This is a genomic window from Neglectibacter sp. X4, from assembly GCF_009917365.1.
GTDB lineage: Bacteria > Bacillota > Clostridia > Oscillospirales > Acutalibacteraceae > Acutalibacter.
This window is the reverse complement of record NZ_QWLE01000062.1, coordinates 1-13,787: the sequence shown is the minus strand read 5'-3', so window position 1 is coordinate 13,787 and position 13,787 is coordinate 1. Positions and strand designations below refer to the sequence as shown.

Annotated in this window: 6 protein-coding genes and 1 pseudogene; 1 reads left to right on the top strand and 6 read right to left on the bottom strand. The window is 53.3% G+C overall.

From position 1 onward, the window contains the following. The first annotated feature begins 79 nt into the window (after positions 1-79). Positions 80-835, top strand: coding sequence for a HAMP domain-containing sensor histidine kinase (locus D1841_RS14805; protein ID WP_201751337.1), 756 nt, complete (start codon positions 80-82; stop codon positions 833-835). Between the two features lie 76 nt (positions 836-911). Here D1841_RS14805 and D1841_RS14800 read toward each other — a convergent pair. The 6 genes and pseudogenes from D1841_RS14800 to D1841_RS19630 all read right to left on the bottom strand — a co-directional run. Next, positions 912-1,532, bottom strand: a pseudogene (locus D1841_RS14800) (ParA family protein); the annotation flags it as partial. A gap of 589 nt (positions 1,533-2,121) precedes the next feature. Continuing rightward, positions 2,122-3,333: a site-specific integrase gene (locus D1841_RS14795; RefSeq protein ID WP_004059842.1), complete on the bottom strand. Its 1,212-nt coding sequence runs from the start codon at positions 3,331-3,333 to the stop codon at positions 2,122-2,124. A gap of 146 nt (positions 3,334-3,479) precedes the next feature. Further along, complete coding sequence (locus D1841_RS14790) at positions 3,480-4,694, bottom strand: site-specific integrase (protein WP_016220200.1); 1,215 nt, start codon at positions 4,692-4,694, stop codon at positions 3,480-3,482. Positions 4,695-4,779: 85 nt separating this feature from the next. Then, the gene (locus tag D1841_RS14785; RefSeq protein WP_004059840.1) at positions 4,780-5,010 is read right to left on the bottom strand and encodes a helix-turn-helix domain-containing protein; all 231 of its coding nucleotides are present in this window, start codon (positions 5,008-5,010) and stop codon (positions 4,780-4,782) included. Positions 5,011-5,549: 539 nt separating this feature from the next. Next, positions 5,550-6,020, bottom strand: a complete 471-nt coding sequence (locus D1841_RS14780) for a hypothetical protein (RefSeq protein WP_004070809.1) — start codon at positions 6,018-6,020, stop codon at positions 5,550-5,552. A 474-nt stretch (positions 6,021-6,494) separates the two neighbouring features. Further along, the coding region (locus D1841_RS19630) for an S-layer homology domain-containing protein (protein WP_305801093.1) at positions 6,495-13,787 on the bottom strand (7,293 nt) is incomplete at its 5' end.

The following is a 13,787-nucleotide window of genomic DNA, read 5'->3' as shown; positions in this document are numbered from 1 at the left end:
CGCCCTTTGGTGGGGGCAGACTGGGAGGTGATAAGGAACCATTTCACATAAAGGACAAACGGGCAGCAACCCGGTAAATATGGAGGTTCCGCTGACCCTGGAAATGATAGAAGTGGCCGCTAAGCTGACGTTTGGGAACGTGGTGTTGATTAGTCTGCTCTGCACAGTCATAGACAGTATGCGCCGATGGTTTACAGTGACAAGACCCGTTCAGCGTATTGCAGATGCCGCCGAAAAAATTACAGAGGGCGATTTTTCAGTACACATCCAGCCCGTTTTCAGCATGGGAGGGCAAGATGGACTTAACACCATCATTCACTCATTCAATCGAATGGCGCAGGAATTGTCTGGTATTGAAACCCTGCGGACAGATTTTATCTCCAACGTATCCCATGAGCTGAAAACACCATTGGCAGTCATCCAGAATTATGGGACGATGCTCCAGCAGCCGGAGCTGCCGGAAGAACTGCGGCAGGAATACGCAAAGACTGTAACAGATGCCTCCCGGCGTCTGGCTGATCTGATTACGAATATCCTAAAGCTAAACAAGCTGGAAAGCCAACAGATTTATCCAGAAAAAGAAGTTTTTGATTTAGGGGAGCAGCTTTGCGAGTGCCTGTTGGCATTTGAGGACATTTGGGAAGAAAAGGGCATGGAACTTGACACCGATATTGCGGAGGATGTAGCAGTCAGATCAAGACGGCCAGTTTGCCAGCCAGGACAACATCGACGCGGCGCGGGACAACGAGTTTCGGGAACTGTCCGAAAAGCTGTGGTATCTGCGCCAGAATTTCAGCGACGAAGCAAGGGAAAAGGGCTTACTGCCCACCATTGACGCGCTGTACGGCGGTTTCCCGGACAGCACGGAAAAGATTGCCGCACTCTTAAAAGACCCGTCAGAACGCGCCAAAATCGCGCAGGAGGTAAAGCAGCTTGGCGAAGTTGGTACGGTTATCCACCATCGTCAGCAGAATACCGTCTATTTGCAGTTTCGGGTTGATCTGCCGCTTGACCTTGGCTACCGTAGAGAGCAGCTGTTCCAGCCCTTTGGCGGGCAGATACTCCGCCTGGACGGGGATTATGATCCGGTTGGCAGCGGCCAGAGCGTTGACGGTGAGCATACCCAAGGAGGGCTGGCAGTCTATGAGGATATGGGAATACTGCCCCTTTACACTGTCCAGGTATTGCCGCAGAATCATTTCCCGGCTCATGGCATTTACCAGCGAAACCTCCATGCCGGACAGCTGAATATCCGCTGGCATCAGGTCCACGCCCTCCGGGTGGCGCAGAATCCCCTCGCCGGGGCGGACCGGCTGATCGGTCAGGATGCGGCCCATTGCGTCAGAGAGGGTAAAGGGCAGCTTATCCGGCTGGGGATTGCCCAGGCTGATGGTCAGGCTCCCTTGCGGGTCCCCGTCAATGAGAAGCACTTTCTTTCCGGCCTGTGCCAGCCCAATCCCTAAGTTGGCACAGGTTGTGGTTTTACCCACACCTCCCTTTTGATTGGCGATGGCGATGATTTGCGTGTTCAAGATAATCACCTCATTTCTAAGTCGTTGTGGTTGCTTCTGGAAATAGAAAAAGCCGCCACTTCAAAAATTGAAAAGTGACGGCTTTTTCTGATCCCGGAATACAGTTCCCCGGAAATGCAAAAAGCACCCAGCAAAAAATACTGAGTGCCTGCATTAAAATCATATTCAATTATTCAAATTCGGTCAAATTATATCAAACCATCCAGACGAAAAATTGTCCTTGAAGGAGCTGAAAAGCCGCACTTCCAAACGGCAAAAATCGGCCTGCGGTTATCCTATTTTGTAACCACTTACCCCTCTTTTTGCCCGGTTATCCTATTGGGAACCACTACAAATTTGGTGAAAAATGGTTTTTTTAAGTCAAACTGCATCAAACCCTATCAAAAGCAAAAGCCCGGAAAACCTTGATTTTCCGGGCTTTTTGAGCCATTTTGATAAAATTTAACGCTTGCTGAACTGCGGAGCGCGACGAGCCGCTTTGAGGCCGTACTGAAATTCTTTGATTGCCGTTTTTCCTTGATTTTACGGGCTTTCCCGGCTTTTCATTGTTCAGTTATCCTATGTGGGAACCACGAAAAATAGCAATTTCTTAATCATCGGTGGCCTGATGGAAAGCGCCATTTACCACGCCAAACAACTCCTCTGGCTTATTATACTTCACCTTTGCGTAGATGTCCATAGTTGTTTTGCTGTTTTCATGCCCTGCAAGGTACTGGACAGTCTTAGGGTCCACCCCGGAATACAGCAGGTTGGTGATATAGGTGTGGCGCAGCAAATGTGGTGTCACATGGAAATCCAGTGTATAGTGAATCTTGGGATTATTTTTCTGCGTCATCCCCAGTGACGGTGTGACGGTGTACTTGATGCTCTGCCCATTTACATATTTATAATAGTTACGCGCCTGAGTAGAGCGGACCACCACATACTGCCATACCCTTTGAAATTGTGAGGCGGATAACGGCTCCCCGTTGCTGTCGGAAATCACATATTCCGAAACAGAGGTTTCTTTGACTTCCCGCAGGCAATCTACCAAGCACTTGGGAATTGGTATGTCCCTCCGGGCTGCTTTCGTTTTTAATGTGGTAGAAATCACCGGTCGGTTATGTTCTGTGCGCCATGCTCGCCTTACAGATATGTAGGGAGTAGGTTCGTCCAGAAATACACAGTCCCATTGCAATGCAAGGATTTCTTCCCGGCGCAGACCGGAATACAATCCAAGCACAATAAACAAGTGGGGAGGAAGTCCTTTGACCGTATCCAAAAGCACCTCTACCTGCTGATCTGTCAATGCCTCTTTCTTTTTTGCGGCCTTGCCACCCTTGCCCGATATGCCCACACAAGGATTGCTTTGAAGTATTTGGCTGCGCTCTGCCGAGTAAAAAACACATTTGAGGAGCATATTCACCTTACTGTATAATCCCTCTGATTTTTTCGACAGCGGCACAAGTGCCAGCCGAATATCGTCCGCTGTAACTTCCTCCATATACATCTCCCCCAGGGGCTTGATGATATAGTTCTTCATATCAGCGGTATAACCTTTCAATGTAGCAGCGGACACTTTGGCAGACTGCATAAGCAGCCACTTCTCGCAATACTCGGCCACTGTTGGATGCTGCCGATGAAAGATAATCTCCTCCACCTGCCGCCGCGCTTCTAATTGTTTCTCATATAGTTCTTCGCAAGTGGCAGCATACAAACTCACCTGCTTGCCGTCTGCATCCATAATCCGGGTTCTGTAATATTGGATTCCTTTTAACATGATGGTTCCGTACTTTGGAATCTCAGTTTTCTTTTTAGCCATTTTGGACCTTCCTTTCCTGAAATGTGCGGCCTATGTACCTACACTCCCTTTTTATCAGAAAGTCCCAATTTAATCAAAGATACGGCCAGCGTAAAGCAAAGAGCGAGACATCCTTGCCTCGCTCTTTCTGTGTTTTCTGTTTTATCTTATACAGCATCCCATTGGGCAAATGCACCGCCCATAGCTCTCACAAGCTGATCTGGCCTATTGTATTTGACCTTGGCGTAAATGTCCATAGTGATTTTACTGTTTTCATGGCCTGCCAGATATTGGACCGTTTTGGGGTCCACCGATGAATGAATCAGATTTGTGATATAAGTATGACGCAGCTGGTGCGGTGTCACTTCAAAATCCAGGCTGTAAACAACTTTGCCATTATGGGCTGCTTTTTCTCCAAGGACCGGTGTAACCGTATGCTTTACGCGCTTTCCATCTTCATACCGGTAATAGCAGCGCTCCTTAACCGTTCTGGTAACAATATACTGCCAAAGCCGCTTGAACTGCGTATAAGACAGTGGTTCACCATCTCGATTGGCAACCACATAGTCCGAAGTGGAAGTTGCCTTTGCTGCCTTTAAGCACTCTGCCAGACAAATGGGGAGGGGAATGTTTCTCTCCGCAGCCTTTGTCTTTAACTCGGTAAGAATAACCGGCCTGTTATGCTCTGTATGCCATGCCCGTCTTACCGTTAGATATGGGGTGTCCGTATCCAGATATACAGAATCCCATTGTAACGCAAGAATTTCTTCCCGCCGCAATCCGGCATACAAGCCGATCATAACAAACACATAAGGCGGTAAACCCCGGATAGCATCTAAAAGGCGTTCTGCTTGTTCATCTGTCAAAGCCTGCCGTTCCGCTTGAGGAACACCCCCGCCCTTTGCATCCAAATACATAGTCGGATTTTCGTCAATCACATGGCTCTCTTTCGCTGCCCGGAAAATGGACTTATAAAGAATCACCACCGACTTGTAAACCGAAGCTGATTTTTTAGAAACGGGAACAAGTGCCAGCTGAATGTCATCCAATGTTACATCTGCCATCCGTTTCTGCCCCAGCTCTTTGATGATATGCCGCCGCACCTTAGATGTATAATCAGTAAGTGTGGTGGCACGAATATGAACCGACTGCATCAGCAGCCATTTTTCGCAATATTCAGTAACAGTGGGCGATTTCCGATGAAAAGTGGCATTGTCAATCTGCTCCAATGCCTCTATTTCTCTATCGTACAGTTCTTCAGGCGTTCTTGCATAAAGAGCGATGAGCTTTCCATTCGCATCTCTTATCCTGGTTCTGTAATACAGGACACCTCTTTTCATGACAGTGCCATATTCTGGAATTACAACTTTTCTTTTTGCCAATTCCGTCACCTCCTAAAAAATAATCTCCAGCGCTGTATCTTTGTTTTATCAGATATACGGGATTCCAGCAAGGATACGGAATGGGTCATGTTCTGGCACTTCGCGGTTTGCGGTAAGTCGCGCTCTTGTCCGCAGGCTTTGCCCTATGGGTACATTTTGCGATATACTCCTGAAGGCCCGCCGCAGTAAAATACACACAGCCATTCTGCACATACTGAACATAGGCAATCAGACCGTTGTTACGAGCCGCATCCAATGTGGCAATACTGATCCCCAAAATCTTTGCAGCTTCTTTTCGTGTAATAAGTTTTTCCATGTAACATATTCCCTCCAATCTGTCAAGTTTGTCATTGTGCTTTCAAAATCACATGAATACGCTGGCAGACGAAACTACCAGCGCATGGTATCTGATCTTGAAATAGAAAGCTATCACAGCAAAAAAGCCGAAGAATCACTTTCTAATTTATATATCTCTGCTTCTCGTCACATTTGCCACGCCCCCTGACGATAGGGACATAACAGGCCGCTCCCGGCAGAGCTGTCATAACTCCGCAGCGCCGTTTTTCTCGCGCGCCGCAGGGTTCCCCCCAAGTCTTTGGCGGGCCGTGAGGAAGTATCTTTAAGCCCCCGCACCATCATCGCGCCCGGAACGCCATCTCCGGGTTTAAGGCTGGACGTAGATCGCTCGGATTGCCTGTCTGTCATCACCTCCTGCAAGCAACCGTCCTGGCGGCGCGCCTTTTCCGCTTCGATACGGGTTATGTACCTGTTATGCCGTATATTCAGTTGTCAAGCTGCAATGAGGGGCAAGAGGACTTGTCCCTTCAATGTGTAGGCATTGGGAAAGGCCGTTTGTCACCCTTGATTCAAAAATATTTTGATTTTTTTCAAACGTTTATAGATGACATTCCGGGAACAGTTCCACAGCCTTGCGACATCGGCCTGCCGGTATCCGTCCACAATGAGCAGGGTCAGCAGTTCCAGATCGTCCTCCGGCAATTTGCAGAGCCGCCGGTACAGCAGTTCATCCTCCAGGGAGGACAGCCAGCCAAACCGCCGGGAATCCACATCGCCGGTGTCCCAGGTGCAGGACAGGGATTCAAATTTTCGGAACAGGCAGGACTGCTCGCTCTCGTCCTCACACTGTTCGCTGGGAAGGGCCTGTACGCGGTTCTGATAGGTCCGCTGGCTGCAAAACCAGGTCCAGTCATATTCCTTCATGGCCGCGATCTGCCTATCGTCCATACCGGCTGCGCGGTATTCCTGTTCCAGCCGGGTCCATTCTGCATCAAACTTCCTTTTCTCATATCCATAGTGAAAGCCCATAGTTTTCCTCCATTTCGATTCAGGCGTGGTTGACGGGTGAATCGAATGGAGGTGGGGACCGGCAGCTGGGTCCCCACAAACAATGGAGCCTATGAAATTGTTGAGCTATGTAGAAAAAGTGCGGGGCAGGGGGAGGTTTGTCGTTTCTCTTTCCCCATACAGTGCGCTTTTTGTCTTTTTTGCCAGAATACCCCTTCTTTTTGCCGAAAAAGGGCAGACAAAAACAGGGCGCAGATGATTGTTGCATCATCTGCGCCCTGAACGTATCGGTTATTCTGTTATTCAAGCCTCTGCCCCATAAGGGCAGAGATAGATCAAAAGGGACGTTTACGCATAGACGGCCTCCATAAAATTAACCGCTATGCGACAAAGAAGGATTGGGTCAGCCGGGATTGCGGCACCTAATTACCTCACAACGGTATTCGGTTGTATCGCTTCAGGAATCTCCAAGGCTGATGCCGCTCCTTTCCCGTCCTATTTTCTGGCCCCGTCCGAGCCGATGGCGTAACCGTCAATGGTGGTATTGACCGCCATTGAACCGTCCGAATAGAAATAGTACCATTTACCGTCAATCTGTTTCCAGCCGCCAGTAAACATCCAGCCGTTACTGTCCAGCCAGTACCATTTTTTATCGTCTTGCAGCCAGCCGGTGGCAGGTTTCCCGTTTTTCATGTACTGCCAGGAGCCGCTGTGGTTCTGCATCCAGCCCTGGGCGGTCTGCGGGTCAATGACAATCTCCACGAACCGCCGCAGGACAGTAGCGACTTCGGCGCGGGTGGCGGTTCCTTTCGGGTCAAAACGGTTGCCGCCTTTCCCTGCCATGATGCCCGCCTGCTGCATGGCCTTGACTTCCTTTGCCGCCCAGCCGCTGATCTGCGCGTTGTCCGCAAAGGTCACAGCATCATGGGCAACCGGCAGGTCATAGCCCAGCTTTTTCGCGTAATTTGCCATAATCACCGCCATCTGTTCCCGTGTGATATTGGTGTCCGGGGAAAAGGTGGTGGCGGAGGTGCCGTTTACAATGCCTTTTTCTGCCGCCCAGTTCACATAAGGGGCGTAGTAGGCATCTGCTTTCACATCAGTGAATTTCCCGGTTTTATAGTCGGCTTGGTCGATGCCTGCCAGCCGCCCCAGGGCGGTGACGAACATTCCCCGCGTCATGCCGGTGTCGGGGCTGAATTGGTTGTTTCCAGTACCGGCGAGCAGCCCCCGGCTGGCTACGAAGATGATGTTATCCTCAGCCCAGTGGTTCTTAATGTCTGTAAAGACCGGGACAGGGTTCTTATAGCCGATGCCGTAGATGCTGAAATGCCCGGTTTCAAAAACAACCGTACCCAGGTCAGGGTCATAGCTGGATTTTGTCAGCCATTCCACCTTGCCCTTGCCATCTACATAGACCGCATAGAGATTTCCGGTCTTTTCGTCCTTTGCCGGAGCATAAGGCAGACGGACAGCGATGGTGTGGCCGTCAAAATCGGTAATCGGCGTTTCTTTCCCGCCGGAGAGATACACCAGCGACAGGTCATAGACCGGCCTTGTGCCGATGGCAGCTTTGGCTTCTTTGGATAAACCGGACGGGTCTGTTTTCTTTACCCGGAAAATAACGTCCCCGTTTGCCGACAGGGTATCCAGCCATTTCAGCAGTTTTGTGTCCATTCCTCCAACAACCACGCCCTCAATGTTGATTTCCAGCCGCTTCACCTTTTCGCGGACGAGGGTGTTCAGGGTTTGGGCGTTAATAGTTACGTTAAAAGAGTTCTGTCCTTCTTTTGGCGTGACAGGAATGACAACCGCCACGCCGTTTGCGGTATTGCCGTTCTTTTTGGCGTCGTTCTTTGCCGTGTTGATGGCAGACTGGACAGTGCCGTTATCCACCGCCACATTCCCGTTTTTATCCGGTGTTGCCGGTTTGGTCTGGCTGGTGGTAGGAGTGTCCGGCTTGGTTTCGTCGGGACGCGCTACAATCGTGGAGCCGCCGCCGGAGGAACCATTGTCACCGCTGGAAGAACCGCCGCCGGATGAGGAACCTCCCCCGCCACCTGAACCGCCAGAGTTTCCGCCGCCGTTGCTGTTCCTTTCAAATACCGCTTTGACAGTCACATTTGCGGCGGGCATGGTAAAGCTGTTATTACTGATTGTCACGCCGCCGGAAATGACTTGCCATTCCTTGAAGTGATAGCCGCTGTCCGGTGTGGCGTTCAGGGTGATTTTTGTTCCTTTCTCCGCTGATGATGGGGAAGCGGAAGCTGTGCCGCCGGTTCCGGCCTGTACTGTTATGGTATATTTGGCAGGCGGCAGGGGTTTACTGGTAATTGTCAGGGTTCCGTTCTCATAGACGATTCTGTCTTTGTAATTACCGCCCTCCGGGACTTCCGCTCCGCTGGCCGTGACCGTCACAGAGCCGGTTTTGGAGGTATCCGGGGCTTCGGCATAGGCTACGGTTGGCGGGGTTTTCAGGTTTTCACCTTGAACAAGGCCCGTGATGTTACAGTCTGCCGCAGAGAATACGGGGGCAGTTTCCCCCACATAAATCGTTTTGCTTGGGGCGGTAACTCTGATTTCCGCCTGTTCAATCACAACGGGAATCGTTGTGCTGCCAATGTATTTGCCGCCGCCCACAGCGACCACAAGCGAGTAGTCCCCTGCGTTGACGGGGGCTGTGACGCTGCTCCATGTGTAGGAAACCAGCGCGTCGGTGACAACTGTGCCGTCCAGCTTTTTGACAACCGGGGTGCCGGTATAGTTGACCGGCTGGCCGTTATACACCCGCCCGGTCACGCTGATACCGCTGATCTCTACGGGGATTTTGTCGGTGACGGTCACGGTGGCTGTCTTGGTGGCAGCGGTGTATTTGCCGTTTACAGCGTCGGTGCTGGCGGTGACGGTGATAACCGTGTCCTTTTTTGTCCCCGCCGGGATGGAGAATTTGCCGTTTGTAATCGTCTGCGGGGTTCCGCTCCCGATCTGATAGGTCAGCGTGATATTCTCAGGGATGCCCTCCTTAAAGGTCGCGTCGTGAGGGTTCTCCACCGTACAGGTCACAATGACATCTTCCCCCGCAACCTGATAGGCGGGAACGGTCAGGGAGATCTTCGGCGCGGCGGGGTTCACGGTGACGCTGGTATCAACATTCGCCGGGGTATTGTAATTTGCGGTGTCGCTGGGTGCAAAGGACACAGGGAAAGTCCCGGTTGCCGTAGGCTGTGTGTTCCCGCTGGCCCAGTGCCAGCTTCCGGCAATGGCGGCACTCCCGTTGGGGTTTGTCGCTGTACCGCCCGTTAAGGCGCTGTCGGTCAGCTTCTGGCCGTACTGGATGGCCGTGGCCGTGGGCGCGGTAAGGGTGGGTGTAGCCTTGGCAACGGTCACGGACACATTGGTGGTGGTGCTGTTGTAATTCGTGTCTGTCGGAGTGAACGTCACTTCAAATTGCGCTGTCCCGGCGTTGGGCTTGGCGGTGCTGTCTGTCCAGGCGAACGCTCCCGGAACGCTGCCTGTGCCGCCCGTCAGGGTGCTGTCGCTCAACGCCTGCCCGTAGGTGATCCCGGTGGCGGAGGGAGCGGTAGTGATGGAGCTGCTGGCCTTGGTAATCGTGCCGGTGGCATTCACTGAGGAATCCTTGGGCAGCGTGTAATTGTTCGCCTTGGCGCTGCTTTTTAGCTCTACGAGGATGGTAGCAGACTTATTCTCCCCAGCATTCGGGTCATCATAGTTGCCAAAGGCGGTGTAGTCCTGGCCGAGGGCCAGCGCCTCGCCGGGCACCAGCCCGGTAAAGGTCACGCTGGACACAGAAGCGGCAGTATTGCCATCGTAGGTCTTGGATGCCACTGTCGCGCCGGTGGCGGTCAAGGTGGCCTTGCGGATGGTCACGCTGGCCGGGACCGCTCCTGCGGGCCGGGTCACAGTGTAATTCTCCGCGTCCGCGCCGGTGAGGGTCAGCCGGGGCAGGGTAACGCTGGTATACGTCTCTGCGTCGGAGCCGCTCAGCGTTCCGGTCAGTCCGGTGAGGTCAACGGATACATTGTCGCTGTTCAAAACTCCGTCCAGAGTCACGCCAGTGATCTGCACCGAATTGGTTCCGTCATATGTCCTATCCTTCGCCGCTGCGCCGGTGACGGTCAGCGGGGCCGGGGTGACGGTGACTTTGCCTATTACATTGAAACGTTTAACAATGGTATTATTTCCCTGATAAGAAAGGCGGGGGGACGCATTATACCAGTATTCTCCAGCTGGCAGATCAGCTGGCAGTTTGACTTCAAGCTCGCGCCCAAGATTCCAGGATTTGCCGTCAGACAGTGCCATCAGAACCCAGCAATTGTCCGCACTATCCGCCGGCTCAAGGCTGTAGCCATCCGCCAGCTCCGCCGTGCAGACCAGCGTTGCGCTCCCTGTCTTCCCGTAGGTCACAGAAAAATCGGGCGTTATGGAGACGGTCCCCACGACTGTCTCAATTTCGCATTTGTCGCAGGAACGGCGGATGATACCTGTTGCCGAGGTACACTGGTGTACCCAGCCGTGGGCCTCCGTCTTCTTCCCGCCGCACAGGGTACAGGTCTGCCAGTGGTTTGTTTCATCGTGCCCGTAGTCATCAGAGTATGCGCAGCTCTCCGCAGCTCCCGCATACCCGCAGGCCAGACAGGTCTTGGTGTGGGTGGACGTATTTTCGTTGTGGGTGTAAGTACAGACGCCCTCGCCGGTGTGGTTGCACTCCTTGACCGTCACGGTGCCGGGCAGCCATGCGGGTTTTGCGTCAAGCGGTACTTCGCCCCCAGGCCCCTCTGCATTTGCAACGGGTATATCATTTTGGTGATAGGCGTACCCGGCTGCAAGCAGATCCTTCAGCGTGACAGACGCATTGCTGTGTATCTCTACCGCTATCACTCCACTGAATGTTCCGCCGGAAATGGCTATGTTTCCACCCCCGGTCACCTTCAATCCTGTATCACTCCCTGAGATAGTTCCGCCGGAAATGTTGACCGCTCCACTGGAAATTTGCACACCGGTATGTCCTGAAACAGTCCCACTTTGGATGGATAGCGTTCCGCCGGTTACTTCGATTGTAATATCAGAACTCTCAATCTTTCCGCCGGTTCCGCTGTCTTGAATGGTAAGGCTGCCGCCTGAGATATCAAATGCGTCATAGTAAGATGCTTTGACAGTCTGACCGTTCAAATCCAACGTGAAGGTGTTGCTTTCTCTGATGCTAATGTAGTTGCTGCCTAAATCCACCTCCGACAGCAGGGTTACTGTAGCGCCGGAGTTTCCTTCTGTGAACGCATCGGCCAAAGCGCCCACATAGGTGGTAGAGCCGTACTTCTCCACCTTCGCAACGGCGGAAATATTGACATTTACCGTCCCTGCCGCGTCCGCCATATTGTTATTCCCTACGAATTTCGCTGTGAGGGTGATTCCCGTACCTGGGCCTCCTGCCGCAGCCAGCACATCGGCGGCGCTGACGGTCATGGTATAGCTGCCGTCCGCCCCTTTGTCCGCAGGAGCGGACACCTGCGTATCACCCACAAACACCGCCATCTGGCCCGCAGCGGGCGCGGCAAGGCTGGCCGTAAACATAGCGGAGTTGGCCGGAGCCTGCCCGGTTGCGGTGGGCGTGGCCTTGACGGTGATGGTGTCGCTGGCGGTGAAAGTAGTAGTCTGCGTGTCGCTGTTGTAGGTTTTTACCGCGCCGTCAAGCGTCGTGCCGGACTGCTGGAGCGTGATGGTTTTCTGGAAAGTGGTGGAGTTGTCAGTATTCGTATAAGTAGCAGTATAGTACGAATCGTCTGTCCTGCTGACCTCCACCGACCAGCCGCTGAACGTAAAGGTCTGGCCGCAAATCACAATACCCTGGGTCAGTCCGTCGGAAAGCCGGGTTTTTATGTCATTTGACCTGTCATGCCCGTTATAATACAAACCGGTGGGGACAGAAACCATATCCTCCGACAAATCGGCGGTAAACGTTCCGCCGCCGGTCAAAGTTCCGCTCCCGGACAGGCTGGCCCCGGCGGGGATGTTCAGCGTGTAATCCGCGGGGACAGGATAGCTCCCGTTAAGGGTCACATCGCCGCAGACAGTGCCCGCGCCGTTCTCAAACACGATGGCGTTGGTTTTGCTGACGGTCGCCGCTGCGGTTGTGTTCCCGCCGTTGCCGATGGAAGCGCCACCTCCGTTTTCTGTAGCGTCCACAATGCCGCCGGTAATGGTGACGCTGCCGGTGCCGCCGGTAATATTCATACCATAGTCACCACTATACCCACCGCCGCCGCCAATGCCTGCGGCATTGCTGCCTCCAACAGCAGTTACAGTGCCGCCGCTGATGGTGACGGTGCCATCTCCGCTCTTCTTACTACCGCCACCGCCGCCAATACCCGCACCCAAAGAGCCGCCTGTGGCCCGTACTACGCCGCCATGAATGGCAATAGCATCCCCGGTGCCGCCATTTTGTTGACCACTACCGCCGCCAATACCAGCCCCGCCATTACCAGTCGAGTGAGATGTCGCTGTGATGCTGCCGCCGTAGATGATGATATTAGTTCCGGCACCGCCGTCTCCAGTACCGCCACTACCGCCGCCGCCAATACCTGCGCCAGTGGTATATCCTGTACTCTCAGCGGTGATCGTACCACCATATATCTTGATGGCACCACTGTTGCCGCCATTTCCAGAGCTGGGGGTGCTGCCGCCAATACCTGCGCCGCTATACCAGCGAGACGCACCACTGGTCGCATTGATCACGCCGCCATGAATGGTGATGCTGCCGCTATCAAAGGAGGATGTGCTACCGCCGATGCCTGCGCTGGCATTACCACTATCGTCAGCCGTGCCGGTGGCATTTAACGTCCCGCCATCTTCTGACTGGGCATAGATGGTCAGACTGTTGGTGCTCGTCACTACAATGCCCTTTTCCGCTGTGAGGGTGCAGCCATCCGTCAGGATCAGGTTCACCGCGCCGTTGACGGTGATGGGCTCGGAAATGGTGACGGTGCCGCTGACGGCGTACCAGCCCGCGTTCCATGTAACTGCCTCGGTGCTGTTTTCAACAGACGTACAGGTTTCGGTTCTGTCCGTATAGATAACTTCGCCGTTATTCCAGGACGCTTCCCGGCAGTCCACGGATTCCGCCGCTGGCATGGGGTCATTGGCTCCGTCCAGCGCCTCTTGCAGTTCGTAGACGCGGGACAGGTCGATCTGTCCCTGTTCGTCCTCGGTCAATTCCGAGAACAGGGCGAGGATTTGGTCAAGCTGTGCCCGCACCTCGTCCGCATTATCCTCCGTCACTTTATCCGGCAGGGCGGCGATCAAGTCCTCAATGGGGCAGATACGGCACTCATAAGTACACGGACTTCCTTCACTGTCCTCCGATTCCGGCTGGTAGCCGCAGGCATCGTCATGTTCCTGATGATGCTTGCAGATGCCGGTATCTTCCGGCTGTTTTGTATCTTCTTTTTCAGCTTTCCCTTTGCAGTCCGACAGGCCGGCATTCTCTGCGCCACAGACCAGGCAGTCAGGATTGATTTGACCCTCTGTACAGAGGGTCAAACAAGAGCAATGCTCTTGTTTGATGATTCCTGTTACCGGTTCCTCGTCGGCTTCGCCGCTGTCCTGCGGATTGCAGATTTCACACACATAGGTGCATGGTGTTCCCGGCGTACTTTCGGTGTAGCCGCACTCGCTGTCATGCTCATGCCGGCAGTCTAATTTTTCCGTAATACAGCCGCTTTCCCCATCGCAGATATGGGGGCAGTTTTCCGGCTCCCGTTCCTCTGCATTTGC